The sequence below is a fragment of the Limosilactobacillus sp. WILCCON 0051 genome (assembly GCF_039955095.1).
GTDB classification, from domain to species: Bacteria; Bacillota; Bacilli; order Lactobacillales; family Lactobacillaceae; genus Limosilactobacillus; species Limosilactobacillus allomucosae.
In genome coordinates this window covers 887,433-914,193 of record NZ_CP154878.1, presented here as the reverse complement: position 1 = coordinate 914,193, position 26,761 = coordinate 887,433, and the positions used below count along the sequence as shown (strand labels likewise).

Annotated in this window: 23 protein-coding genes, 1 pseudogene and 1 riboswitch; of the genes and pseudogenes, 5 read left to right on the top strand and 19 right to left on the bottom strand. The window is 50.1% G+C overall.

Annotated features, from left to right (window positions below; all coding sequences use genetic code 11):
* Position 1 precedes the first annotated feature (1 nt).
* The 7 genes from ABC765_RS04390 to ABC765_RS04360 all read right to left on the bottom strand — a co-directional run bounded on the left by ABC765_RS04390 (position 2) and on the right by ABC765_RS04360 (position 8,899).
* Positions 2-772 (bottom strand): segregation/condensation protein A, encoded by a 771-nt coding sequence (locus ABC765_RS04390; RefSeq protein WP_347980808.1) that lies wholly within the window; start codon positions 770-772, stop codon positions 2-4.
* The gene (locus tag ABC765_RS04385) at positions 759-1,124 is read right to left on the bottom strand and encodes a reductase (protein WP_347953100.1); all 366 of its coding nucleotides are present in this window, start codon (positions 1,122-1,124) and stop codon (positions 759-761) included. Before ABC765_RS04385 ends, ABC765_RS04390 begins: the two co-directional genes overlap by 14 nt.
* Positions 1,125-2,036 carry a tyrosine-type recombinase/integrase gene (locus ABC765_RS04380; protein ID WP_347980807.1) on the bottom strand — a complete coding sequence of 304 codons (912 nt, stop codon included), beginning with the start codon at positions 2,034-2,036 and terminating at the stop codon, positions 1,125-1,127.
* Positions 2,036-2,920: a S1-like domain-containing RNA-binding protein gene (locus ABC765_RS04375; RefSeq protein WP_347953989.1), complete on the bottom strand. Its 885-nt coding sequence runs from the start codon at positions 2,918-2,920 to the stop codon at positions 2,036-2,038. The genes ABC765_RS04380 and ABC765_RS04375 overlap by 1 nt, the downstream gene beginning before the upstream one ends.
* Before the next feature lie 133 nt (positions 2,921-3,053).
* Positions 3,054-4,475, bottom strand: a complete 1,422-nt coding sequence (gene pyk / locus ABC765_RS04370; RefSeq protein ID WP_347953098.1) for a pyruvate kinase — start codon at positions 4,473-4,475, stop codon at positions 3,054-3,056.
* A gap of 158 nt (positions 4,476-4,633) precedes the next feature.
* The gene (locus ABC765_RS04365; protein WP_347980806.1) at positions 4,634-7,960 is read right to left on the bottom strand and encodes a DNA polymerase III subunit alpha; all 3,327 of its coding nucleotides are present in this window, start codon (positions 7,958-7,960) and stop codon (positions 4,634-4,636) included.
* Positions 7,961-8,077: 117 nt separating this feature from the next.
* Entirely contained in the window at positions 8,078-8,899 is an 822-nt protein-coding gene (locus ABC765_RS04360) for a lysophospholipase (RefSeq protein ID WP_347980805.1), read from the bottom strand.
* A 297-nt stretch (positions 8,900-9,196) separates the two neighbouring features.
* Here ABC765_RS04360 and ABC765_RS04355 point away from each other — a divergent pair, with 297 nt between their 5' ends.
* Positions 9,197-9,400, top strand: coding sequence for a YjzD family protein (locus ABC765_RS04355; protein ID WP_033934762.1), 204 nt, complete (start codon positions 9,197-9,199; stop codon positions 9,398-9,400).
* Positions 9,401-9,687: 287 nt separating this feature from the next.
* On the opposite strand, the pseudogene ABC765_RS04350 reads toward ABC765_RS04355, so the two are convergent.
* A pseudogene (locus ABC765_RS04350) lies at positions 9,688-10,443 on the bottom strand (DNA/RNA non-specific endonuclease); the annotation flags it as partial.
* Positions 10,444-10,610: 167 nt separating this feature from the next.
* Between ABC765_RS04350 and ABC765_RS04345 the strand changes: the two are divergent.
* Complete coding sequence (locus ABC765_RS04345) at positions 10,611-11,081, top strand: low molecular weight protein-tyrosine-phosphatase (protein WP_347953095.1); 471 nt, start codon at positions 10,611-10,613, stop codon at positions 11,079-11,081.
* Between the two features lie 34 nt (positions 11,082-11,115).
* Here the strand turns inward: ABC765_RS04345 and ABC765_RS04340 are convergent, their stop codons facing one another.
* The 11 genes from ABC765_RS04340 to lysA form a co-directional block, all read right to left on the bottom strand.
* Positions 11,116-11,964, bottom strand: a complete 849-nt coding sequence (locus ABC765_RS04340) for an aldo/keto reductase (protein ID WP_347980803.1) — start codon at positions 11,962-11,964, stop codon at positions 11,116-11,118.
* 141 nt (positions 11,965-12,105) lie between these two features.
* Positions 12,106-13,356: a peptidase T gene (gene pepT / locus ABC765_RS04335; RefSeq protein WP_347980802.1), complete on the bottom strand. Its 1,251-nt coding sequence runs from the start codon at positions 13,354-13,356 to the stop codon at positions 12,106-12,108.
* Between the two features lie 88 nt (positions 13,357-13,444).
* Positions 13,445-14,269 (bottom strand): Nif3-like dinuclear metal center hexameric protein, encoded by an 825-nt coding sequence (locus ABC765_RS04330; protein ID WP_347980801.1) that lies wholly within the window; start codon positions 14,267-14,269, stop codon positions 13,445-13,447.
* Positions 14,266-14,961, bottom strand: a complete 696-nt coding sequence (locus ABC765_RS04325) for a tRNA (adenine(22)-N(1))-methyltransferase TrmK (RefSeq protein ID WP_347980800.1) — start codon at positions 14,959-14,961, stop codon at positions 14,266-14,268. The genes ABC765_RS04330 and ABC765_RS04325 overlap by 4 nt, the downstream gene beginning before the upstream one ends.
* Before the next feature lie 114 nt (positions 14,962-15,075).
* Positions 15,076-16,134 (bottom strand): aspartate-semialdehyde dehydrogenase, encoded by a 1,059-nt coding sequence (locus ABC765_RS04320; protein ID WP_288718368.1) that lies wholly within the window; start codon positions 16,132-16,134, stop codon positions 15,076-15,078.
* A gap of 15 nt (positions 16,135-16,149) precedes the next feature.
* Positions 16,150-17,343, bottom strand: coding sequence for an aminotransferase class I/II-fold pyridoxal phosphate-dependent enzyme (locus ABC765_RS04315; protein ID WP_347980799.1), 1,194 nt, complete (start codon positions 17,341-17,343; stop codon positions 16,150-16,152).
* A gap of 20 nt (positions 17,344-17,363) precedes the next feature.
* Positions 17,364-18,146: a 4-hydroxy-tetrahydrodipicolinate reductase gene (gene dapB, locus ABC765_RS04310; RefSeq protein WP_347980927.1), complete on the bottom strand. Its 783-nt coding sequence runs from the start codon at positions 18,144-18,146 to the stop codon at positions 17,364-17,366.
* On the bottom strand, positions 18,136-19,071 hold the full coding sequence (dapA, locus tag ABC765_RS04305) for a 4-hydroxy-tetrahydrodipicolinate synthase (RefSeq protein WP_347980926.1): 936 nt from the start codon (positions 19,069-19,071) through the stop codon (positions 18,136-18,138). Before dapA ends, dapB begins: the two co-directional genes overlap by 11 nt.
* Before the next feature lie 8 nt (positions 19,072-19,079).
* Entirely contained in the window at positions 19,080-20,231 is a 1,152-nt protein-coding gene (locus tag ABC765_RS04300; RefSeq protein WP_347980798.1) for an N-acetyldiaminopimelate deacetylase, read from the bottom strand.
* A gap of 6 nt (positions 20,232-20,237) precedes the next feature.
* A complete protein-coding gene (gene dapD / locus ABC765_RS04295) occupies positions 20,238-20,948 on the bottom strand; it encodes a 2,3,4,5-tetrahydropyridine-2,6-dicarboxylate N-acetyltransferase (protein WP_045025433.1) in 711 nt (236 codons plus the stop codon).
* 55 nt (positions 20,949-21,003) lie between these two features.
* Entirely contained in the window at positions 21,004-22,317 is a 1,314-nt protein-coding gene (lysA, locus tag ABC765_RS04290; RefSeq protein WP_347980797.1) for a diaminopimelate decarboxylase, read from the bottom strand.
* A 125-nt stretch (positions 22,318-22,442) separates the two neighbouring features.
* Positions 22,443-22,624: riboswitch (Lysine riboswitch) on the bottom strand.
* A gap of 202 nt (positions 22,625-22,826) precedes the next feature.
* Between lysA and ABC765_RS04285 the strand changes: the two genes are divergently transcribed.
* The 3 genes from ABC765_RS04285 to ABC765_RS04275 all read left to right on the top strand — a co-directional run bounded on the left by ABC765_RS04285 (position 22,827) and on the right by ABC765_RS04275 (position 26,761).
* Positions 22,827-24,185, top strand: coding sequence for an aspartate kinase (locus ABC765_RS04285; RefSeq protein WP_128512873.1), 1,359 nt, complete (start codon positions 22,827-22,829; stop codon positions 24,183-24,185).
* 20 nt (positions 24,186-24,205) lie between these two features.
* The gene (gene dapF / locus ABC765_RS04280) at positions 24,206-25,210 is read left to right on the top strand and encodes a diaminopimelate epimerase (RefSeq protein WP_347980796.1); all 1,005 of its coding nucleotides are present in this window, start codon (positions 24,206-24,208) and stop codon (positions 25,208-25,210) included.
* Between the two features lie 189 nt (positions 25,211-25,399).
* Positions 25,400-26,761 carry a cytosine permease gene (locus tag ABC765_RS04275; protein ID WP_347980925.1) on the top strand — a complete coding sequence of 454 codons (1,362 nt, stop codon included), beginning with the start codon at positions 25,400-25,402 and terminating at the stop codon, positions 26,759-26,761.

Genomic DNA, 26,761 nt, shown 5'->3' with positions numbered 1-26,761 from the left:
CTTAATCTTCCTCACTTAATTTTCCAGGCGTCAGAATCAATGGAGCAAAACGCGCTGCCTGATGCAAGACAATGCGACGATGCTTGGCCAGTTCCAAGACTGCCAGAAAAGTCGTTACCAGATTATCACGCGTCTTTAGGTCTGCAAACAGCTCTTCAAAAGCAACTGCACCCTGGCTGACACGCTGCATGACAAAGCGAATTCGTTGCTCAACGGTGGTTTTTTCTGGTGCAACGGTAGCCGTTTCTGGTTCAAGCGACTGATGTTTTTTTAGAACCTGCTCGAAGGCTTCCTTAAGCTGTTCAATCGTAGTTCCTGGCGCTGTCTGCGGATGGATGAATTCTGGCGGGACTGCCATTGCCGTGCGCGTAAACTCTTTTTGACGAAAGGCTTCTTTATCCTTAAGCTTTTCTGCTGCCTGCTTATAGCGCTGATACTCCAGCAGCTGTTCAACCAGTTCCTCACGCGGATCTTCTTCAACCGGTTCCTCATCTTCTGACACTGGTGGTTTGGGCAAAAGCATCTGACTTTTGATGGCCATCAAAGTTGCCGCCATAACGAAATACTCGCCGGCAACTTCCAGCTGATGACGCTGCATCTGGCGCAGATACTGCATGTATTGGCCAGTGATCTCGGCAATCGGAATATCATAAATGTCCATCTCTGACTGCCGAATCAAGTGCAGCAGCAGATCCAGCGGGCCTTCAAAGTCAGCCAGTTTGATGTTGGGCTGATAAGGATGCTGCAGCAGCTGATTTTCATTGTTTTTCATGCATCTTCTCCCAGTTCGTAATCAAAGGCTGCGTTGCCATGGTTCCCATCAAACGACGATTGGCATATTTCTGATGCAGGGCCGTTAAAAAAGCATAGACGTTTTTGCCAGAACGCTCACTGGGCAGAAAAGAAATCCGCCGAATCAAGACATACTCTGGCCCCAATTCAACAATTGCCGCGCCGCTAAAATCGCCATCCTCATCATTTTGCCACAGATAGATCGGATTGCCGACGCCTAACGACCAGTCGACTTCTTCAGCCACGCGGTCATAGTCATGCAGTCCTGGAATAAATGACAAAATACCCAGAATGATTTTGCGATAATCTTTACGATACGGTACCAGCATCATCTATCCCTCCCTGTCAGCTGATCGCGGATGATACTGACGGTACTGGGCAGCCAAATGAACGTCGGCAGTTGGTGCATAGCGTTCCGTCGTACTTAGCGACTGATGACCAAGCATCACTCGTACGGCTCTTAGATCGGCACCATTAGCCAGCATCTCATGGGCAAACGTAGCCCGTAAGACATCTGGCGTCACGTCTAAGTCAATTCCCGCCTGGCTGCCAGCCGCCCGCAGTTTTTGCCAGATTGCCTGCCGCGTCAATGCTCGTCCACGATTATTCAAAAAGAAGATATCGGTATCATCTCGCATCAATTCCAGCCGCGCCTCGCTTACATAACGCTTCAGCCAATTGCCGCAGGTATCACTGATTGGCACGACTCGCCTGCGCCCAGCGCGATCATGCGGCATGACCAGCTGAGCATTAAGATCAACGTCAGCCATTTTTAAACTCAGCAGCTCATTGACTCGCATTCCGGTTGCGTACAGCAGTTCAAAGATTGCCCGATCACGCAGTCCAGTCCGATTTTTGACATTAGGGATGCTTAAAAGACTGGCAGCCTGATCAGCAGATAAAACCGGCGTCGGCTTAGCCGGAGCTGCCGCGGTCGTCAGCTGTGCCAACGGATTACTGTCGACTTGACCCGTCTGGCGCAAAAACTTATAAAGCTGACGCAGACTAACGATATGACGATTGATGGTTTCTTGAGCCACGCCCTGTTTTTTTAATTGATCCAAAAAAGCCAGAATCGCGGTTTGATCAACTTCCTGCCAATCTGTATGCTCATCTTGCAGATAGCGGATGGCATCCTGGAGATCGCGCTGATAGCTGGCAATAGTGTTTTGGGCCAGCCGCCGTTCAGTGCGCAGCTGTTCAATATAATCAGCAGCGGCTTGCTGCAGCGGTGCTTTATTCATTATTCATCATCTGGATCCTTAATTAATATCAGCTTGCCATTAACCATGCTGACCAGCCGAGCTTTCAAAAGATGTCCTACCGCGCGCTTGAACTGGCCCTTGCTGATGCCGAACTCTTGACGAATTTTCTCGGGATCGCTCTTATCAGTAAATGGCAGCGTATGATCTGGCGTCCGGCGCAGCATTTCCAAAAGCATCTGAGCATCTTCGCCAATTGCCTGGTAGGCACGCGGCTTTAGCGAAAGGTTAAGACTGCCATGACTGGATAGGCCGATTACTCGTGCCGAGACCTGCTGACCCAGCCGCGGCTCTTGATCCCGCTCGCTTGGGTGAATAAAGCCTAGGCAGTAGTCATCGGTAATAGCAAACGTCCCTGCCATCTTCAAGCGGTAGACCGTTGCCTTGACATCCTTGTTTTTCATCCGGGGATCCGGGCGGTTGGCGATGGCTTCAAAAACGCCTTCATCTGCCAACTGGCCCCAGATTCGATTTTTTTCGTCAACCTTAAGCGCCATCATCAAGCGGTCGCCTTTTTGCGGCCATAGATGCTTAAGACTTGGCAGATCATCCAGTGACACGACGATATCTTTATTGGGCAGACCAATATCGACAAAAACGCCTAAGTCGCGACGAACACCGACAACCGTCCCAAAGTCATAATGATCGACTTGAATCGTTGGAATATGCTGGCAGGTCATCTGCAGCTGGTGGTTTTCATTTTCATAGACAAAGCCGCGAACGGAACCGCCAATATGCAGAACCTGTGGGCTTTCATCCTTGGGCAGGCGATAGGTTTGGCCGTTGCGTGCTGGCTGTACGAAATAATCATGGTCGTTTTCGTCGATCATTACGGCATCGACGACTTTGCCAAGTGCTGAATTTATCATTTTATCATCCTTAATTTTCTCAGTTGGGTATCTAGCTTATTTTACATAATATTAGGACAAAATAAAAGCAAAGGAGTAAAAAAACCGTCTGTCAAATGACAGACGGTTTCTGAGGATGAAATAATCAAGATTACTTGATCGTTTCAACCCGCATCAGGTTGGTTGCACCTGGCGTACCCATAGGAACACCGGCAACCACGATGATCTTGTCGCCCGACTTGGCAAAACCAAGTTCAACTGCCTTCTTAGCAGCCAGAGCAAACATTTCATCAGTGTCAGCTGGCTTGTCAACAACGTATGGTTGAACACCCCAGTTGATCATCAGACCGCGTTCAGTCCGTTCATCAAACGTCAAAGCCAGAATGTCGGCGTTTGGACGGTACTTGGAGATCATGCGGGCCGTGTAGCCTGAAGAAGTAGCGGCTACGATAACCTTAATGTCAAGGTCCTTAGCAGCTTGGGCAACTGCAGAACCGATCGTTTCCGTAACGTCGCTCTTGTCAAAGTTGAACGTTTCCGTACCAAACAGGTCCAGGTTGTTTTCAGCCTTAACATCGATACGAGCCATCGTAGAAACGGCTTCTACTGGCCAGTCACCGTTGGCACTTTCACCAGACAGCATCGTTGCGTCAGTACCATCAAAGACTGCGTTGGCAACGTCAGAAACTTCGGCACGCGTTGGACGTGGGTTTTCTTCCATGGAGTCTAGCATTTGGGTAGCCGTGATAACTGGCTTACCCATTTCATTGCAGCGACGAATCATCTTCTTTTGTACCAATGGCACGTTTTCAGCTGGGATTTCAACACCCATGTCACCACGTGGAACCATCAGGCCATCAGCAACTTCCATGATTGCTTCAAAGTTGTCGATACCTTCTTGAGATTCGATCTTAGGGAAGATTTGAACGTCTTCCATGTTCTTTTCCTTCAGCAGTGCACGAATGTCTTCGATATCTTCTGGCTTACGAACGAAGGAAGCGGCAATGTAGTTGATACCTTGTTCCAGACCAAAGCGAATGTCGCTGGAGTCCTTTTCCGTGATACCTGGCAGGTTGATGGAAACGCCAGGTGCGTTGACACCCTTGCGTGAACCCAGCAGACCATGGTTTTGAACCGTGCAGACCAGTTCGTGGTTGGCTTCGTCCTTTTCGTCGATGATCATGTCGATCAGACCGTCATCAAACAGAACATGGCCACCAACGTGAACGTCGTCGTACAGACCTGGGTAGGTAACAGCAATCTTTTCGTGCGTACCTTCAATGGAGTCGTCCATTGAGATACGAACCTTGTCACCAGCATTGAATTCGATCTTACCGTCTTTTTCAACAGTAGTACGAATTTCAGCACCCTTAGTGTCCAGCATCAGACCAACGTGCTTACCGGTGATTTCTTGAGCCTTCTTAACATTGTTCATCCGGCCCAGGTGTTCTGGGTGATCACCGTGTGAGAAGTTGAAACGGAAAATGTTGGCACCAGCATTGATCAGCTTTACAATCGTGTCAACATCAGTACTTGCAGGACCAAGGGTACTTACAATCTTGGTTTTCTTCATAAGTGACATCTCTCCTTTGCATTAATGCAGAAACTGCGCCATTGCGCACCTCATTTGCACAACACTTATCATAGCACTTTTTAAATTCGTTGTCTTTACTAATTACATCAAGAAAACGCTAACACTTTAATTATTTTTGACGCTGGCGACAAACCGTTTTACGGCGTGGATTGATAGACCACGTTGCTGACTCCCAAAAGATCAATCAGCCCTTTTTTAGTTGCTTCATCCCCACTGAGCCACTGACTGCGCGGAAGCAGACGCGTCTGCCGCTTTTCGGGATAGTAGACCATCACCGGCACGTTGCCATGGTGACTGCCGATAAATTCCTGCAGCTGAGCGGTCAAGCGCGGCGTCAGCACACTCTTTTTCAGCTGCAGAAACCAGCGGGTCTCGGCTGGCGCCGATCCGCGCTCACCAGCAGAAGAAGCCAATTGAATGCGACTGGCCAGCAGCTGCAGACTGCCGTTGCGATTTTCCACCCGGCCGCTGATAATCAAGACATTGCGCGCAGCGATCAGTTCTTGGTAACGCTGGAACTGTTTGGGAAAAACCGTTACCTCAATGCTGCCCGTTTCATCCGAAGCGCTGACGAATGCCATCGGCTGACGCGTTTTTTTAGTATTGATCGTTTTAACGCGGCTGACATAAAGAATCAGTGTCGCGTTCATTCCTTCTCTTAGCTGAGCGACCGTAACCGCGTGCAGCTGACCAGCCAATGATCGATACTGACTGACCGGGTGTCCTGACAGATAGACGCCCAGATACTCATGCTCTTTTTCCAGTCGCTGGGCCAATGGATACTCAGAACGAGCCGGAATCATCGTTTGAAAAGTATCGCTGCCTGAAAGCGCCTGGTTGAACTCGGCACCCTCGATTAAGTCAGCCAAAGCATCAATCATTTCAGCGCGATTGCTGCCCAAATGATCAAATGCACCAGCATAGATCAGCGGCGCAATCAGCTCAGGCTTTCTAAATCTGACATCAATGCGGCCGATAAAATCAGCCAGGCTGGCAAACTGACCATCCTTTCTTTTTAGGAGGATCTCGCTGATCAGATCACGACGCACGCCCTTGATCATGGACAGGCCAAACAAGACGCGCCCCTGATATAGACTAAAATCAGCCTGACTAAAGTTGATGCTGGGACCGGCAATGACAACGCCAAATGATTTGGCATCCTCAAAATAGGTCCGCATCTTTTCTGATCCTGCGTGAGCATTTAAAAGCGCGGCAAAAAAAGCCGGCGCAAAGTGACATTTAAGATAAGCCATTTCAAAAGCCATCATTGAGTAGGCAACGGCATGTGAGCGGTTGAAGCCGTAATTGGCAAACCGATCAATATATTCAAAAACCTGTTCGGCAACCGGCCTGGAATAGCCATTGGCAACTGCTCCGTTAATAAAGCGTCCCCGCATCCGTTCCATCACGTCGGCTTTTTTCTTACTCATGGCACGGCGCAGCAGATCGGCCTGTCCTAAAGTGAAGCCCGCCATTTTAGCGGCCAGCTGCATTACCTGTTCTTGATACACCAGAATGCCATAAGTCGGTGCCAGAATCGATGCCAATGAAGGATCAGGCAAAGTGACCTTTTCACGCCCTTCCTTACGTGCAATAAAATGGGCAATGTTATCCATTGGACCAGGACGATATAAAGCATTGACCGCTACGATCATCTCAAAGTTTTCTGGATGCAGTCGTATCAAGACCTGACGAATCCCGCTGGACTCAAACTGAAAGATTCCCTCGGTTGCTCCCTTTTGAAACAGCTTTAAAGTCAGTGGATCATTGAGACTGATCTGATGCAGGTCAAAGTCAGGCTGGCTTTTTTCAATCAAACGCAGGGCTGAATCCATGATTGACAGATTGCGCAGGCCTAAGAAATCCATCTTCAAAAGTCCCAGCGCCTCAACCGTGTCTTTAGGAAACTGCGTCATTAAGAGGCCATCGCTGCCGTTTTGCAACGGAACCAGCTGATTCAATGGTGCTTGCGACAAGACGACTCCAGCCGCGTGCGTCGAGTAGTGTCTGGGCAGTCCTTCAATGCGGAGTGCCGTTTTCATCAAAAGTGCATTCTGCGCCGAATCACTGAGCAGATTATTAAGCGCCCGTGATTCGTTTAGTGCCTGCTGTAGCGTAATCTTAGGCAGGTTGGGAATCGCTCTGGCCAGTTCGTCGATGGCATAGACCGGCATGCCAAAAACCCGGCCCACGTCTCTGACGGCCTGCTTAGCACCAAACGTCCCAAAGGTAATGATCTGAGCAACTCTGGCATGACCATACTTTTGATGAACGTATTGCAAAACCTCATCACGCCGATTATCTGGCAGGTCCAAGTCGATATCCGGCATCTGAGCTCGTTCTGGATTTAAGAACCTTTCGAAAAGCAGCTGGTATTTCAGGGGATCGACTTCAGTAATCTCCAGCACGTAGGCCACTAGCGAACCAGCTGCCGACCCACGCCCTGGATCAGTCGCCATCTTTTTTTGGTGAGCAAAGCGCATGACGTCCCAGACAATCAGAAAATAATCATCAAAGCCCATTTCATGAATCGTGGTCAGTTCACGCTGCAGACGCTTCTCATAATCAGTTGGCGAATAGCCAGCTGCCAATGGACGCTTTTTCAGTCCTGCCAAACAGAGCTGCTTTAGATAATCGGCCGCGCTTTGCTGGTTTGGCGTCGGAAACTTAGGCAGGATAGGCGTTTGAAACTTGATCTCAACATTGCATTCCTGCGCGATGATCGCTGTCTGAGCAGCCGCATCTTCAAATTCAGAATCCAAAAAGGCCTGCTGCAGCCGTTCTTTGGTTGGCAGGGCGTGACTGATCGTATTCTGGGCCTGGAAAAACGGGTTGGTCATTTTGGCCCCCTCATCAATATGTCTTAAAACATCGGTCGCAAAGGCATCATCATTTTCCAGATACTCGATTTTAGGGGCTGCTACCAGTGAAACGGCATAGTGTCGCGCCGTCTGTCTGATCTGTTCGCGCTGGATGGCATCAAGCTCCAGATCAACCCCCAGCCAGCAATGCCGCGTTGTCTTTTCAATCAGCGCCGGCAGCCATTGGTCGATCATCGTTTGATCAAGCGTCAGCGGCTGAGCAGGCAAAATCAGATCCAGGTCCGTTAAAAACGGCTCGATCTCCTGCTGCGTCAAAAACCGTCCCTGTGCCCGCGTCTGCTTTAAAGTCGACAGCTGCATCAGGTTAACGTAGCCAGCCTGCGTACGGGCCAAAAACAAAACTTCCAAGCCCTGCGTGGTCATTGCCATGGTTTTCAAATGCAGCCGCAACCCCAGCAAAGGCTTAATGCCCGCGGCTTTGGCAGCATTATAAAAATCAATTGCCCCATACATCACGTTCCAGTCAGCCAAGGCAACCGCCCGATAGCCCCTGCTTTTGGCTCCTTGAACCAATTCAGTCGGGCGCAGCGGACTCTGCAGGAGACTGTAGGTACTGATCACGTTGAGCGGCACAATTTCCATTTGGCATCCATCCTTTCCTTAAAAATTATAGCAGAAGCCAATGCCTAAAAGCGCGCTGCAGCATTAATAAAAAGCCAGTCGATTGGTGTGTACCCAATCAGCTGACTTTTCATTGATTTAGCCATGTTTTTTCATCCAGTCCAAAATTTCTTGATAAACCGCCAATCGTCGCGATGGCTCGTTCAATACCTGATGTTTTAAAAATGGATAGACGTGAAGCTCTTTGTCGCGCGACGAAATCTCCCGATAGCTGTCCATCGAATCCGTGACACTCACAACGCCATCTTCGGCACCATGCAGAATCAAGACCGGATCGATAAAATCGGCAGCGTGCGTTCGATTAAAAGTCACCAGATCCATCGCCGCGTTCAGCAGCGAGCCTTTAATCTCAGTCAGGTTCAATGGGTCGGCTTGATAGTCTTGCCGCATCCAGGCACTGCTGTTGCTGCGATCGCCAAAGCTGCCGCTGATCGTTTCATCATCGCCAAAATGACGAAACGGACCAAAAATCTGATGGTGATAGCGCGTTAAAGCCCCAACCGAAATAATGCCGTTGACCACCTGAGGATATTTGGCGCCAAATGCCATCGCCGTACCGCCGCCCAGACTGTGTCCAGCCACAAAGATCGGCAGATGCGGCGTGTTTTTCTTGGCCCAGTCAACGACGGTTTTAAGGTCATCAGGAAAATGATTGAAATCGCCATAAACGCCATGCGGTCCTGGTGTCTGACCATGACCACGATGATCATAGCGATAGACGGCAACGTGGTGACGAACGAAATAATTGGTCATATAGTCATAACGACCTTGATGGCCTCCCAGACCATGAACGATAACCAATATGGCAGCCGGCGCTACGGGTAGGTTTTGGCGAACGAACAGCTGTTGACCATCGATAGTCTTTAACAGCAGGTGCGAGTCACCGAGCGATGCTGACATAGTTTCTTCCTCCCTTGATTAAAAAATTATTGGAATTATAACATCATTTTCACATTCAAAGCGTTATTTTATGAATTTATTCGGGTTAAAAGCATTCCGCCAAATCTGATCCGGACTCCGTAAGATCACTCAGCTCTGGAACTATGAGTCAATTAACCGATCTGGGAACGCTTTTTCTTTTCTGATCAGGCAGCTTGGCCCCTGAGTCAGTTGCTTAATAATGCCTTAGATTATCAATACTCAAGTCAGATTTTTTATGTTAGAATAGTTTTGTATCCAACTAAGGGGTGAACTAAAATGCGTACAATTGGCAAAGAAATTATGATCATTATCTGGAGCTTTATTCTGGGTGACGTTTTGGGCTACATCGCCGGTCAACTGGAAAGCTGCACGGTTAATTACGTAACTACTGGTATTGTTGCCGTTGTTGTAGCATTATTGGCAACCAACTGCATTTCCCTGATTTCAAAGCAGGCTAACCCAGAAAAGGCTGCTAAATAATTTTACTCAGCAATTATAAAAAGAGCACTGAAAGTCTTCAGTGCTCTTTTTTGTTTTTCGGCTTAGCGCTCAAAGCCGCAAAGCGTATAGCCATCAGCGATTGCCTGTCCCTGCGTCATTGAATCAACGGTTTTGGAACGGGCCAGGGCGCGGCAGTTGCGGTCCAGATGATATTTGGTACCATTAGGTGTGACATAGACGGTGGTCTGGTCATTATTGCCTTGGCTGGGTGCTTGACTGTTTGCGGTTTTAGAAACGGCCGGCGTTGAGCTGACGTTTTGGGCACTATTGTCAACCGTACTGGTCCCATCAGCATAGTTGAGCGTTACGCCATCTTGCACGTTAAAGATATAGACGTTGAACTTGATGGCCTGACTGTTGACTGACTGCGCCTGCATGTGCACGCCCCGCGCTAGCAGCTCGTCGCCCCGAAAAATCGGCGTCACCTGATAGCGGACATAGTCGTTAGGATGCGTCCGCAGATAGTCGGCAACCTCATCTTCATAGCGAACCATCTCAGGATCATTGAGCGAGCGCGTTCCAGTAATCAGATTTTTCCAGTTGTTGTTTTGACCCGTCAGCTGATAGCCGATCAGATGCGAGCGGTTATACAGATAGCCGCCCTTGATCTTTTTGTTGTGCCAGCCAGTGGGCGTAACGTTTAGCGGCTCGCGCTTGGCTTTGGGCATCAAAGATCGATTCAGCAGTGCATTGGCTTGCGTCGCGCGATTTAAACGATCCAGGTTGCCGTATTGCTGCCAGGCGCCATGACTGGTATCCAGATCCTCACTGGTAAAATCCGGTTGACCATTATTGACGCTGATGGTCTGCGTTCCTTGATAGTTAAGCTGAGCCAGCTGCTCATCAGACTGGCTGGAAGACGCAGCTGCCTGCTTTTTTACGCGCTGCGACTGATGTTTTTTGGCTGCCTTAACGACTGTTGGCTGGGCCGCATGCGATCCAGTCGGCATTGGTGGCGTCTGCATGCCGATTCCCAGTGCCAGCAGCGGCAACAGCAGCAGCTTCAGTATTTTTTGTTTCATCGATTACTCCCCCAATAAAAAAGGAGCGATCCTGTTTAATCGCTCCATCTCTAACATTATAGTAACACGTTTTAATAAATGATGCGAATCTTTTCAATTTGCCCACAAATCAAGCTTTGTGGCTGTTATAATGCCTTAGCAAACTAAAAGCAAGCGAGGTTTTATAAATGAAAGTTATCTTTGTCTGTCTGGGCAACATCTGCCGCTCACCAATGGCCGAGGCAATGTTTCGGCAAATGGTCGCTGATGCCGGACTCGCCGATCAGATTCAAATTGATTCAGCCGGTACCAGCGACATCGCAGCCGGTTCGCCAGCTGATCACCGAACGCAGGCCGTCTTAGCCGAACATGGCCTGTCAGCTGATGGTCTGATTGCTCGCCAGCTGACGGACCATGACTTTTTTGACGCCGATTACATTCTGGTAATGGATCAGATGAACATGCTGGACGCCCGCTCAATGGCTCCAGCCGGTCTGGCAGACAAGGTACATGGTATTTATGCAGCCGTTGCAGGTAAAGAGGATCACTGGATTGTCGACCCCTGGATCACGCATCGCTTTTATGACACCTATGCTTCACTAAGCGAGGCGCTGCCGGCTTGGCTTACCCGCTTTCAAAACGAGCTTAGCCAAAACTAGTCGGCCAAGCTGCCATTTTTACCGTTTGCCATGACTAAATCGTAGCCAGCGGCTGTTTTTGGCGCGGTGATGGGAAGGCTCGTTCCAGTTCCAACAGCTCCGCGTCACTGAATTCCAGCTCGCCAGCCGCCACGTTCTGCCGCGCATGCTCAGGGTTGCCGGTCTGAGGAATCGTCAGCGTATTGCCGCAGCGAATGGTCCAGGCCAGCATGATCTGATAAACCGTGGCCTGATGCCGAGCAGCCAGTTTTTGCAGCGTTGGATCCGCGGTGAGTCGACCACTTAACGTATCGCCTTGTGCAACCGGCGAATAGGCAATCAATGGCAGTCCTTGATCTTTTTGCCAGGCCAGCAGATCATATTCGATCCCGCGTCGATCAAGATTATAAAGATCTTCGTTAGCTGCGCAGTTATCGCCGTTTGGCAGGGCATACAGCTCTTTTAGATCAGCCACGTCAAAATTAGAGACGCCCCAGGCTCGAATCTTGCCAGCCTGCTTGACCCGCTCCAGTTCGGCCACGGTTTCAGCCAATGGAACCTGCCCGCGCCAATGCAAAAGATATAAATCAAAGTAATCCGTGCCAACGTTTTTTAGACTGCGATCCAGACTCTGCTCCAGCTGCGCGTGGCTCGCGTGCTGCGGCAGGACCTTGTCAATGATAAACAGGTCTTGCCGATCAAACGGCTTGATGGCTTCGGCAACCAGACGCTCGGCTTTGCCATTGCCATACATCTCGGCCGTATCGATGACCTGTGCACCGGCTTTAATGCCTGCCTGCAGCGCTTGAATCTCCGTCGTACGCTTAGCGGGATCATCCCCCATGTGCCAGGTACCCAGACCGACTGCCGCCAGCACGCGCTGATTGATCGTAACGGTTTGCATGACTCATCATCCTTTCTGATTTCAAGCCGTTTTTTTAAGCATATCACCAATGAATCAATCATTACAGCGTTTTCAAACATTTCAAATTAAAAATCCCTGCCGCTCAGCTGCGACAGGGATTTTATACTTTAAGCGGCAAAACTATTTAACCGGTGTCTGGGCCGTCAGCTTGACGATTTCCAGCAAAACATCCAAGGCCTTTTCCATGGTCTGCAAAGAAACGTACTCAAAGCGCGAGTGCATGTTCTCGCCACCCGCGAACAGGTTTGGCGTCGGCAGCCCCAGATAAGAGATCGTGGAGCCGTCCGTACCGCCCCGCACTGGATAGATCACTGGTTCAATATCCAGATTCTCCATCGCCTGTTTGGCAATCGCAACGACTTCCATGTGATCCTTGAGCGCATCCTTCAAATTATAGTATTGATCGTAAAGCTTCATTTGAATCCGCTCTTCACCCAGCTGTTCGTTTAGCTGTGCAACGATCTGCTTGAGATTCTGCTTGCGCTCCTCGAATTTTTGGCGATCATGATCCCGAATCAGATAGGTCATCTCGGCATGGTCAACGCCGCCATTGAACTTGTAGAGATGGTAAAAGCCTTCGCGACCAGCCGTTTCCTCAGCGCGATCGTGTTCTGGCAGGCGGTTGTGCAGATCGATGCCGACTTGAATGGCATTGATCATCGTTCCCTTGGCAACCCCAGTGTGGACGTCCTTGCCAGTAATCGTAATCTCGGCTTGGGCAGCATTAAAGGTTTCATACTCCAGCTCACCCAGTGGACCGCCATCAACCGTATAGGCAAAATCAGCCCCAAAGTCCTTAACGTCAAAGTGGTCGGCACCAGTACCAATCTCCTCATCCGGCCCCAGACCGATCTGAATCGTGCCATGCTTGATTTCAGGATGCTTCAGCAAATATGATGCCATCGTTACGATCTCGGCCACGCCTGATTTGTCATCGGCGCCTAAAAGCGTGCGGCCATCCGTCGTAATCAGCGTCTGATGCGCATATTTTTTCAATGATGGAAACTCAGCCGGCGAAAGCTGATAGCCGCTGTCCGACAAGGCAATGTCAGATTGACCATCATAATCGTCAATCACCTGCGGCAGAACGTGGTCGGCATTAAAGTCCGCCGTATCGATATGGGCAATCAAACCAACAACTGGCACGTCATGATCAAGATTGCTGGGGATCGTTGCCAACAGATATGAGTTTTGCGGATGAATGCGCACGTTGCTCAATCCCAGGTCTTGCAGCTCTTGCGCTAGCTGTTTTAAAAAGGCCGTTTCTTTAGGACTGGAAGGCACCGTGGCTGATTGCGGATCCGAGCGCGTTTCAACCTGAACGTATTTCAAAAAACGCGGCAGCAGTTCAGGATATTTTTCTTCAGTCAAATCGATCACCTTTTCTTTATGAATTAGTCATTACTACCAATACGTCAACTTTAGCACTTTTTCAATAAACAGAGCAGGCAAAGTCAGCCTATTTGACGATAAACTTAAACGGCTCCGTATTGATCTCAGAGGTTATGACCTCAAAATCCCAGTCGTTTTCCTGGCGCCATTTTTTAAGCAGACTGGCCAGCTGATCCTGACAGACGGCTTCGATATGATGACCGGCATCAACCACCGTTAAATGGCTGGCAATCATATCATGGGCAAAATGATAGCTCACATCGCCAGTTACATACGCATCAGCCCCGCGCTTTTTAGCCAGCTGCCAAAAATCCTGTCCGGAGCCGCCCAAAATCGCAACTCGCTTGATCAGCTGCTTTTGATCGGCTGGATTGACGATCAAACGGGCTCCATTAAGCTGAAACTTTTCTAGACACCATTGACCAAATGCCGCTGGACTCATTGGCTGCAATAAGTCGCCCAGCCGCCCCATTCCATAGTCGCGTCCTGAGATCGGATCAACGCCCGTAATCTGCAGCGGCTCAACGTTAGTCAGCTCCAATTGGTCAGCCAGCCAATCATTCATTCCGCCATTGGCATTGTCAAGGTTGGTATGTGCCGCGTAAACCGTAATGTCATGCTCCAAAAGCGTTTGATACATGGCAATCTGCGGGTCGCGTACGTCCAAGGTCTTAGCGGCATGAAACATGGCTGGATGGTGATTGAAGATAAAGTCAACGTTTTTTTCAATGGCTTCTTGGACGACTTCTGGGCGGCAGTCCAAAGCCGTCATGACCCGTTTGACCGGTCGTTCAGGATTGCCCAGCTGCAGGCCGACATGATCCCAAGATTCAGCCAAAGCCGGATTGGCAAACATTTCAAATCGTTGAATAAGATCGTTTCCAGTCGTCATTTGATCACCTCTTTAATCATCTGCATCTCGCGTTCAAACTCCTTGATCTTGGCAACGGGCGGCTGGGCGGCTTTTTTCATCTGTTCAATGGCAACCTGCTCTCGCTCAAGCTCGGCCAGCCATTCTTTCCGAAAAGCAGGCTGATCCTGTTCCAATAAGAAAGGACCAAACTTAAGCTCACGATCGTTATAGGTAAATGGAACGATCGAAGGCTCAGCCACGATGATCTCATAAATATGGTCATCTTCTTCCAGCACTTCTTCAGCCATGATCTGCCATTGATTAGCCAAGAGCCATTCTCTGACGCGCTCACCGCCAACGTTGGGCTGCAGGATCAAGCGCTTGACCCCGGCAAGTTTTTGCGTGTCGGCAGCCAGAATCTTGGCAATCAAGGTTCCGCCCATTCCAGCAATCGTAATCGTATCAATGCAATCATCAGCTTGAATTGCTGCCAGTCCATCGGCAAGCCGCGGCTGAATCACGTTGTCAAGCTGCAGCTGTTTGATCTCATGTGCGGCGTTTTCAAACGGTCCTTTGACAACCTCCCCAGCAACGGCATACTCAATCTGATCGTTCAATGCCAGGTGTGCCGGCAGATAGGCATGATCCGAGCCAATATCGGCCATGCGGGCTCCTTTAGGTACATAGCTGGCAACACGCGCCAATCGTAATGAAAGATGGTTGGCATCCATAAATAAATCTTCCTTCCTGATTCCAAATTATATTTCCAGTATAACAAAAAAATCCGTCCCGCAAGCAGCCAGACGGATTTTCAGTTTAAGTCGATGCTAGTTTCAAGAAATCTTTTAGACCAGGCCCAGTGCTACCAGACGCTCGGCATTTTCAACCGTGTTCCAGGCAGCGCCCTTCAACAGATTGTCAGCAACGACCCACATGTTGAAGGCACCCTTGTTTTCATAATCAGGGCGAATCCGACCGACAAACGTCTCCCGTTTGCCGACCGCATTAATTGGCTGTGGGTAGATCTGATGAGCAATATCGTCTTCCAAAACGTTGCCAGGGAAGTCGGCTACCACGCGCATAATATCCTGAGCCGTAGCCGATTCATCCTCAACCGTAAAGTAGACGCTTTCGCCATGCGCGATTGGAACCGGCACACGGACACAGGTAGCCGTAACCTTAATGTCTTGTGAATTCATGTCGCCAAGCATGATCTTCTTGGTTTCATGAATCATCTTCCATTCTTCGTGCGAATAGCCTGATTCTTCCAAGACGTCAATTTGCGGCAGCAGGTTGAATGCCAGTGGGTAATGCTTCTTGTCGCCCTTGGTTGGCAGAATATGAGCATCAGGCTGCATGTCCTTGCCGTCCAAAAAGTCTTGGGCTTCCTGATACATTTCGTTTAAAGCGGATTGACCAGCACCCGAAGCTGCCTGGTAGGTAGAAACCACGATCTGCTTTAAGCCAAAATTGCGCCGAACGGGTTCCAGAGCCATCACCATTTGAATCGTGGAACAGTTAGGATTGGCCACGATGCCATGATGATCCTTCAAAGCAGCTTCGTTGACTTCTGGTACGACCAGCGGCACATCTGGCTCCATTCGAAAGGCACTGGTATTGTCAACACAGACTGCCCCGCGCTTAACGGCTTCTGGCAGAAACTTCTTGGAAACCGATCCGCCAGCAGACGACAATACAATGTCAACGCCGTCAAAGGATTCAGGAGTCGTTTCCTCAACGGTTACCGGCTGACCCTTAAACTGCAGCGTCTTACCGGCTGATTTTTTGGATGCCAAAAGCTTAACATGCTTGACGGGAATCGTAGACTGGGCTAATTGTTCAATCATCCGCGTGCCGACCGCCCCCGTGGCACCCAGAATTGCGACATTGTACTGCTTGCTCATATTAGAATCGCTCCTTTAGTTCTTTGCGTTAACCTTTTCAATAAATGGCTTCATGCGTTCCATCGCCGTGTGCAGATCCTCATCAGAAGCCGCGTATGACAGCCGAACCCAGCCGGCACCACCCGCACCAAAGGCATTGCCTGGCGTAACGCCGACCTGGGCTTCCTTGGCCAGATCCAAGGCGAACTGCATGTCATCCGTACCATAGCTGGCTGGAATCTTGGCGAAAATGTAGAACGCGCCTTGTGGTGGAACCGTTTCAATGCCCATATCGTTTAAGGACTTCAAAACATAGTCACGCCGCTTTTGGTAGATGGCCCGTGCCTTAATCGGATCCTCATCCCCATTGTTGTAGGCTTCAATGGCGGCTGCCTGCGTTGAGTCGGTAATTGAGGTTACCAAGAATGAATGCAGCTTGGTGATGTTGTCGATGGCTTCTTTAGGACCGGCAAAGTAGCCCATCCGATAGCCAGTCATGGCATGCGACTTGGACAGGCCAGAGATAAAGATGGTCCGGTCTGGCAAAAGCGTAGCCATTGACGTGTGTTCCACACCATAAACCAGTTCACTGTAGATTTCATCGGCAAATACATACAGATGATGATCGGCAATGACCTTAGCCAGGCCTTCCAACACCTCGCGTGGATATTCACGGCCAGTTGGGTTGACTGGGTAGTTCAGCAGAACCGCCTTAACTGCTGGACCTTCCTTTTTCAAGACGTTTTCCAGCAGTTCAGGCGTCAAGACAAAATCGTCCTCTGAAACATCAACCTGTACCGGCGTCCCACCTGCCAGAGAAACCAATGGGAAGTACAGCGAGAAGGCCGGCGTTGGAATAATCACCTTGTCGCCTTCATTGATCAGAGAAAAGATCGTTGCTGCCAGGGCCTCGGTCGCACCAACCGTAGCAACGATTTCGGTTTCTGGGTCATAGTGCACGCCGCGTGTCCGTTCCAGATAGCCGCTGATGGCTTTTCGCAGTTCAATCTTGCCGCGGTTGGAAGTGTAGTGCGAGTCGTTTTCAACAATACTTTGCACGGCTGCCTGCTTAACGTGTTCAGGAACGTTAAGATCAGGTTCACCAATCGTCAGCTTAACGATGCCTGGAATCTTGGAGACGTGAGCATCAAAAGAGCGGATTCCAGATGGTGAGATTGCAGCCACGCGTGGGTTGACCGTTTCATTAAGATCTTTTGCTAGAGTTGGCATAAACAAATTTCCCCTTTACATCAAAGAATATTTTCCAAACCGACAACCAGTTCATTCAGCGACGCAACCTTTTGTAAGGCTACCTTAACGCCGCTCATAAACGAGCCCCGATCAAATGAATCCTGACGAATGGTCAATGCCTCGCCAGTGCCGCCAAACAGCACCTGCTCATGGGCAATATAGCCTGGCAGACGGACCGAGTGAATGCGGATGCCTTGATAGTCGCCGCCGCGGACGTTGGCCAGCGTTTCGACCTCATCTGGATTGCTTTCGTGCGGCTGACGATTTTGAGCCATCATCTTAGCCGTGCTCAGTGCCGTTCCTGATGGCGCGTCTTTCTTATCAGCATGGTGCATTTCGATAACCTCAACGTCCGGGAAATACTTGGCGGCTTCCTGGGCGAACTTCATCAGCAAGACCGCCGACATGCCAAAGTTTGGCGCGATCAGGCCGCCCAAATGATTGGCTTTGGCAAGGTCCTTCAGTTCGGCTTCCTGCTCATCAGTCAGACCAGTCGTGCCAACTACGGGTCGCATGCCATGATTCAGCGCGTATTTGACGTTTTCATAAACCGCACTGGGAACGGTAAAGTCAATCCAGATATCGGCTGCTTGATCGGGAATCGCTGTCAAATCATTAAAGATCTGGACATCGTCATTTAAATTGTAGCGTTCCGGATCGTTACGGTCGGCTTGCGGCGAAAAAGCGGCAACGATTTGAAAATCCGGCATGCCATTGACCAGATCAACGGCTTTTTGTCCCATTGCACCAGCAAACCCGGCGATCAGTACACTAGTCATCAACATCACCCTTTCCAAGATTCAATGGCAACTCATGAGTCAGCGCGTCGGCAGGCAATGACAGCGCCTGCGCCAGCTGCTGCTTTTCGTTGTCGTTCAGAGTAGCAATCGGCAGACGGCAGCCACCCACGCCAAAGCCTTGTGCGTTCAAGACAGCCTTAACCGGTGATGGCGATGGGTACATAAACAGCGCGGCCATTCTTGGCGTCAGCCAGCGCTGCAGACGTGCGGCCGCCTGCCAATTACCATTATACAATTGATCATACATTTCCCGCATCTGGGCACAGTAATTATGCGAGGCGACCGAGATCACGCCATTGGCTCCTAAAACGCGCGCCGTCAATGCTTGAGCGTCCTCGCCGGTAAAGACCTGGAAATCATCATCCTTGTGATCGATCACGTACTGCATTTCTTCCAGCGAGGCGCATTGCTTAACAGCCTTGATGTTTTCATGATGCGAAAGCTCCACGATCGTTTCAGCAGCCATCTTGACACCGGTTCGGCCGGGAATGTTATAGATCACGATCGGTAACTTGGACTGATCGGCCACCGCTGTAAAGTGAGCAATCATGCCGCGCTGATTAGGCTTGTTGTATGGCGGTACCACGACCAGCGCATAGTCAATGCCTTCGATCTCAGCCACTTCATTGGTAAAGGCAATCGTTTCGGCAGTGTTGTTGCTGCCAGTGCCGGCAATTACCGGAACGCGGCCATCAATGATCTTGGCAAACTCACGATACAATGCCAGCTTTTCGTCATGGCTCAGCGTTGGCGTCTCACCAGTCGTGCCGCCAATGACAAAACCGTTGCTGCCCTGTTCGATCAGATAGTTGGTCAGCTTGGCCAGACTGGCAAAATCCAGTTCGTTTTGTTCGTTAAATGGCGTTACGATTGCCGTTAATAAATCAGCATCCTGTAAATTCATAATTAGTCCCCCTAGTTCTGCATACGATAGTTCAAAAATCCGGTAATAGCATCCACGCCGCGTTTAATGGCGCGCTCATCCGGTTTTAAAGTCGCCGAATGCAGCTGCGAGTCATCTTCCACGCCCAGCCAAAACATGGTGCCAGGGAACTTGGCCAATAGATAGCCAAAATCTTCACCCGTCATTGCCGGTGCGGTTTCGATAAATTCAACGTCCCGTGTCTGTTTCATGTAGTCGATAAAGCGCTTGGTCAGCTCCGGATTATTCTCAACGGGCCAGTACCCGCCTTGATTCAGCTGGAGGTCAACCTTAACGTTAAAGCTTTTGGCAATTCCTTCACAGACGTCTTTTAAGCGCTGATCGATCTTCAAAATCATTTCCTGCGTCAGACCGCGAATCGTGCCTTCCAGGTGAGCATGACCGGCAATCACGTTGCGGATCGTGCCGGCCTCAACCTTGCCCAGCGTGATCACGCCGCTTTGAATCGGATCAATGCTGCGTGAGATGATCGTCTGCACCTGCATGATCAAAGACGCCATCGCCACGACCGTATCATTGGCATCCTGCGGGAAGGCCGCGTGACCGCCCTTACCGGTAATATCAATGTTGACCTCAGTGGTGCCGGCAAACAGCGTCCCCATGCGACAGCCAATCGCGCCAGCGGGCAGATCCGGATTATCGTGCAGGCCGTAGAACTCGTCTGGTCGCCACTTGCCAGCAAACAGTCCCTGCTCATAGGCCAGCTTGCCGCCGTTTTCGCTTTCCTCAGCCGGCTGGAAGAAGAACAGCAGATTGTCTTTTGGCTGATGCTCACTGAACCAGCTCAAGACGCCCAAAGCAACCGTCATGTGGATGTCGTGGCCACAGGCATGCATGACGCCGGGATGCTTGGATGCAAACGGCAGTCCGGTCTGTTCTGTTACTGGCAGCGCATCGATATCGGTTCGATAGCCAATCGTTCTGGCCGGCTGGCTGCCGTGTACCAAAACCATCAAGGCAGTCGGCAGTTTTTCCGGTTGGCGAATTTCCAGATGAGCCTGGTTAAACCCGCTGATTGTATTCAACAGGTAGTCATGCGTCTGTCTTTCCTGCAGCGCCAGTTCTGGAATCTGATGCAGATCGCGGCGAATCTTGATTAATTGTGCTTCATTTAATTCTGTCATCGATCATCACAGCTTCCGCAAGTCTTCTTCCAGGCCCGTCTTTGATTCGGTCTTATCATCAACGTTCTTGATAAACTTGGCTGGCACGCCGGCTACGACCGTGTGCGGAGCGACGTCTTGGGTTACGACGGCACCAGCAGCAATCACGGCGCCTTCGCCAACATGCACGCCTTCAATTACTACGGCATTGGCACCAATCAAAACGTTGTCATCGATCCGAACTGGTTCAGCCGATGCTGGTTCAATTACGCCGGCCAAGACCGCGCCCGCGCCGACGTGGCAGTGCTTGCCGACGATTGCCCGGCCGCCCAGCACCGCGCCCATGTCAATCATGGAGTCGGCACCGATTTCTGCACCAATGTTGATGATTGCCCCCATCATGATAACGGCATTGTCGCCAATCAAAACCTGATCCCGGATCAAGGCGCCAGGTTCGATCCGCGCGTTGATTCCCTTCAGATCCAGCAGCGGCACAGCTGAGTTGCGGGCATCGTTTTCCACGCGATAGTCTTCAATCTGCGCAGCATTGGCAGTCAAGAATGGCTTAACGTCGGCCCAGTCGCCAAACAAAACGCCGGTACGTGCTTCTAAAAAGCTTTGAATTGATTCCGGAACGTCTACGGCAGCCAGATCACCCTTGACAAATACCTTTACGGGCGTCTTCTTAGGTGCATTGCCGATGTAGTTGATAATGCTTTGTGCGTCTAATTGTGCCATTTTGATTAACTCCAATCTTTTTCTACTATTATTAATATCCAAATTTTAAAACGTCTTAGGCTTGAGAGTAGGAACGATCAAGATGAACCAGATCATCAAGCGATTCGCGTTCAATTACCAGCTGAGCCTGACCATTTTCGGCAAAGACTACCGCTGGCCGCGGGTTGCGGTTATAGTTGGAGGCCATTGCATATCCATAGGCTCCAGTGTCCAGCATTGCCAAAACGTCGCCCGGCTTGGTTTTTGGCAGTGGCTGATGCTGACTGAGAATATCGCCTGATTCACAGTACTTACCGGCCAGCCGCACCGTTTCCACGTTTTCTGCCTGCGGATCGGCAGCCAGCACCGTTTCGTATTCCGCTTCATAAAGCGCTGGCCGAATGTTGTCGCCCATCCCGCCATCGATCATGACATATGGCATCAAGCCGGGAACGTCTTTACGCGAGCCCACCGTATAAAGGTTATAGCCGGCGGGACCAGCGATTGAGCGACCTGGTTCGATCCAGACAGCCGGCATCTTCAGGTTCAGCTTTTGCGTTTCTTCCTTAATAGTTTCGATGATCGCTGCCACAAAATCTTCTGGCTTCAATGGATGATCAGCGCTGACGTAGCGAATCCCGAAGCCGCCACCGACATTGACGATTTCTGGCTCATAGTCAAACTCGTCGCGCCAGTGTGCGGCAATCTCAACCAATTTAGCAGCCGCCATCTGAAAGCCATTCAATTCAAAGATCTGCGAGCCGATATGAGCATGCAGTCCTTTCATGTGCATTCGTGGACTGGCCAGAATCTTTTGCAGTGCCAAGTCAGCCTGGCCGGACTGCAGATCAAAGCCGAACTTGCTGTCAACCTGACCAGTTTGAATGTACTTGTTGGTATGTGCGGAAATCCCTGGTGTGATCCGCATCATCACGTCGATTGACTGATCACGGCTGGCCAAGACATCATTAAGCAGTTCAATTTCATGGAAGTTGTCGACTACGATCATGCCCACGTGATGATCAACGGCCATCTCTAGTTCAGCCCGTGATTTGTTGTTGCCGTGAAAAGATACGTTTTCCATTGGGAAGTCGGCTTTAATTGCCGTGTAGAGCTCACCGGCCGAAACCACATCGACATGACCGCCTTCATGAGCTACGACCTGATACATGGCAATCGCGGCAAACGCCTTGCTGGCATAGCTGACCGCGTAGTCAACCTGGCGCTGCTCAAACACCTTTTTAAAAGCCCGAATCTGGCGGCGAATCTGGGCCACATCGTAGACTACCAGCGGCGTGCCGTATTCCTTGGCAAGTTCGAGCGAGTCAACGCCGCCAATGGTCAAATGACCCGCTGCGTTGATCTGATCCGGTGCAATCTGAGAATTCATAATCCAAAACCTCCGTTGTTCTGACGGGGAAAACGCTAAGAAAAAATCCATTGTTCGTGCGCGCACAAACAACGGATCCCATTTTCAAAAAGCCACCCACTGCGGCTGTTGTCAAATTTAATCTGATTGGTCGATAGCGCTCCGCGAAGTTTTTCTCCGCGACAGTCCGTGACTTGTTCAGCCACGCCCCAGCAATCAAGCCGCGACCCGGTCTGAAAGCTTCGGCAATCGCCCCTTTCCCGTATGATCATTGTCTGGTCTGCGACTAACATACGGTACTAATGTTGACTGCGCCTCTTCGATTTAATAGTTAGTCTATAATTAAGTTTAATAATCGTCAAGTCAATTCTGATAATTTTTCTCATTTATTTTTTCTACTATGATTTGTAAAACGTTTATGCTATTGAATTTCAAAAAAGCAGACTTGCAAGGATGCCAATAAATGTTAGAATCCTATTAAATTAATTTGCGTTCTTTATTATTTTCAACGCACAAAGGAGTCTGTAATTATGAAAGTTGTAAAGTTCGGTGGTACCTCATTAGCTACGGGGGCTGCCGTTAAACAGGCATTGAACATCATCACGGCTGACCCAGCTCGTCAAATCGTTGTGGTTTCGGCTCCTGGTAAACGACACGACGGCGATATCAAGGTAACCGACCTTTTGATCCGCTATGCCAATGAAACGATCAACGGCGAAGATACCGCCAAGACGGTTCAAGAAATCTTTGAACGCTACGAAACGATCGGTCACTTTTTTGATCTGCCGGATGAAAAAATCAAGATCATCAAGGAACTGCTGGTTGACCTGCCTAAAAAAGACTACCCCAACGATGAATATCTGCTGGCCGCTTTCAAGGCCCACGGTGAGCGGCTTAATGCTCGGCTGATCGCAATGATTATGAACCATCTGGGCATCAAGGCACGGTTCGTTGATCCAACTGAAGCCGGCATCATGGTTACAGGGGCACCCAACGACGCAATCGTCAATCCAGAAACCTACCGCAATCTGGCCGGCTTCAAGTATGAGGTCTATGATCGGCTGGTCTTTCCAGGATTTTTTGGCATCACGCCTTCTGGTCATATCGCGACGTTCTCACGGGGCGGCTCTGACATTACCGGCGCGATCCTGGCCCGAGGCTTTCACGCACGGCTGTACGAAAACTTTACCGATGTGGATGCGATCTTCTCGGCCAATCCAAACGTAGTCGACGATCCTGAGCCAATCCGCACGATGACCTACCGTGAGATGCGCGAGCTTTCCTACGCCGGCTTTTCGGTTTTCCACGATGAGGCATTGATTCCTGCTATTCAAGGGCAGATTCCCATCAACGTCAAAAACACGCATGCTCCAGAAAAGCCTGGTACCATGATCGTTCCCGAAAAAGGCTTCAAGCCGGAAAACATCATCACTGGTGTCGCTTCAGGCAAGCATTTTTCGGCACTCTATCTGCACAAGTATCTCTTAAATAAAGAAGCCGGCTTCACCCTGCGCATTCTGGATATTCTGGAAAAGCACAACGTTCCTTATGAGCATATGCCATCTGGGATCGATGACATTTCGATTATCTTTGACAAAAAGTTTTTGAATGATCAATTGATTGACGTTTTGTGCGATGAGATTCAAAATAAGATCAATCCCGATCGCCTGGAATGGATTGACGACTACTCCATTACCATGATCGTCGGTGAAGGAATGCGTGATCGCGTTGGTGCTGCTGCCGGCATTCTGCAGCCATTAGCCGATGCTCACATCTCGCTGCAGATGATCAACCAAGGGGCCTCACAGATCTCAATCATGCTGGGTACCAAGCGGGCAGATGCCGATAAAGCCGTACAGGTCATCTATCATCAATTCTTCGCAAACTAATCAGACAAAGAGGTAATTTTATGACGGAACTACTAAAGGTTCATGGATCGCAAAACCAATTCTTTATCCTGGATCAGACAACCCTGGATAAGCCGCTTACCGACGCTGAGCTGCAGGCGCTTGCTCCTAAAATCACCAATCCACAGACTGGGCTTTTAGGCGGCGCGGATGGCATTTTAGTCGTCAACCAGCCAACCAAAGCTGGGGCCCTGGCTCAAATGCGCGTAATCAACGCCGATGGCAGCGAGGCATCCATGTGCGGCAATGGGCTGCGTACCGTGGCCCGCTATCTGGCTGAAAAATTTGATCAAGACGAGTTCCAGGTGGATACGCGCGATGCCAACCTGCTTGTTCGGCGCCAGCCAGATTTTGCCCCTGGCGTCCCTGCCTTTGCCGTTGAGATCTCACCCGTCCGCTTTAACAAAGAAGCCTTGCCGTTTGACAATCTTGGTCATGAACGGCTGCTTGACACGCTGGTTCCTGAGTTTATTCCTGGCCTGCGTTTTACCAGCATTGCGGTTCCCAATCCGCATCTGATCAGTTTTGTCTCAGCGGCTGAATTGGCGGATAACGTCTTGGGCGTCTTGGGTGAACGACTGAATGGTCAAAACCCATATTTTCCTGATGGCGTCAACGTGAACTTTGCCCAGATTCTGAACGAAAATGAGCTGTTTGTCCGGACGTTTGAACGTGGCGTCGGTTTCACTAATGCCTGCGGAACCGGGATGTCAGCAACCTCATTGGCCTTTGCGCTGACGCATCCCGAGCTGGCGCATTTCGACGTGCCGATGACCATCTATAACCCTGGCGGCATGGTCAAGACCATCGTCCACCACCAAGCTGACCACTATTGGATTGAACTGGTCGGCAACGCCACCTTCACGCATCACGTTACGGTTGATGAAGCCGAGCTGCATCAAGCAAGCTTTGCCGATGCTCAAACCCGCGCAACCGGCGAGGAGACGGCTTATGAAAAGTTTGTTGCAGATTTACCGCACGTTAATGATCTGCAAATTGGAAAATAAGCATTGACAACGAACATTAATATTGTTTACACTTAGTTTATCAATTATTATTCAACCTTTAATCTGGTCCCGTGAGGCCTCCAAGGATGTTCGTTAAAATAAAATCTTCGCCCTTTTTAGGGAGGACATTATTTGCATCGTCACTGGTCTCACTTGGCCAGTGACGATTTTTTCTTTGGGGGTAACACCATGCAAAACGACAATGATCAGATCACCAGCATCGCGATGCATCAACGCAAGACCTCAACCTGGGATATGTTTGCGACCTGGGTTGGCGCCAATGCCAACAACGGCACCTGGTTTGTCGGCGGGGTTTTGGCAGCTTGCGGTTTTTCAGTCGCTATGAACGTACTGGTTCTGTCATCGGCACTTTCTTACGTCTTCTTGAGTCTGATTGGCTACATCGGTTATCAGACCGGTGTCTCGACCATGGCCGTCAGCCGGGCATCGTTCGGGGTTCGCGGCAGCTATCTGCCATCTTTGGTCAACCTGACGCAGTTTATTGGCTGGACGGCCGTCAATACGTTTATCGCGGCCCAATCCGTCAGTCTGCTTTTAAACGATCTGCTTGGCTGGCCAGTCTGGGGTAAGCCAGGCGGTTGGAAAGGGATCGTTGCCGGGATCGTGGTAATGAGCATTTTACATATCATCAGTATCGCCAGCGGCTCGCGTTCCGTTCAGATGATTGAGCGCTTGGGGATCATCTTGGTTTTGATCTTTGTCATCTGGGAATCGGTAGTCGTTTTAAAGACCGTACCATTCTCGCATATCGTTAAATGGCAGGTCCCAGCCAGCGCTAAAATGGCTACCGGAGCCGCCATTGACTATGTAGCAGCCTTCAATCTGGCCTGGGTTACGGCAGGGGCTGACTTTACTCGTTTCACGCCGCAAAAGCACAACGCCACGCTGACGCCATTTTTCGGTGCCATGGTCGGAGTAATCTGGTTTGCCTTTATCGGCCTGATCTCAACCATCAGTATTGCCATTACCTCTGGTGCCTATAATGCCAACAACTCCGATCCAAGTACGATTGCCAGTCGTCTGGGGCTGGGGGTCGTTGCACTGCTGGTTATCATCCTGACTTCGATGACCGCCAATGCCGTTAACCTGCTGGCAGCCGGCTCGGCACTTTCCAACATCTTCACCAACATCAAACTGAAGTACTCGCTTTGGATCGTTGCTATCGTTGCCACCATTGTCACTTTTATTCCAATGATTGTTGGTAGTTTTCTTGACACGTTTACCGCTTTCTTGGATTATGTAGGTATGGTACTGGGACCAATCATTGCCATCATCTGTACCGACTTCTATCTGCGCTGCCACAAGAAATACGACGTCACGCAGCTGGCCAAGAAAAACGGCAGCTACTGGTACTCGCACGGAATCAACTGGTCAGCCGTAGTTACCTGGATCATCGGTACGGCACTGTTCTTGATGCTGCATAACGTCGCCGCACTCAAGAACACGATCGGGGCAACGTTTTTGGTTATGCTGATCAGTGGTGCCATCTACTATGTCTTAATGCTAATTTTTAATCGAAAGGTCGCTTAA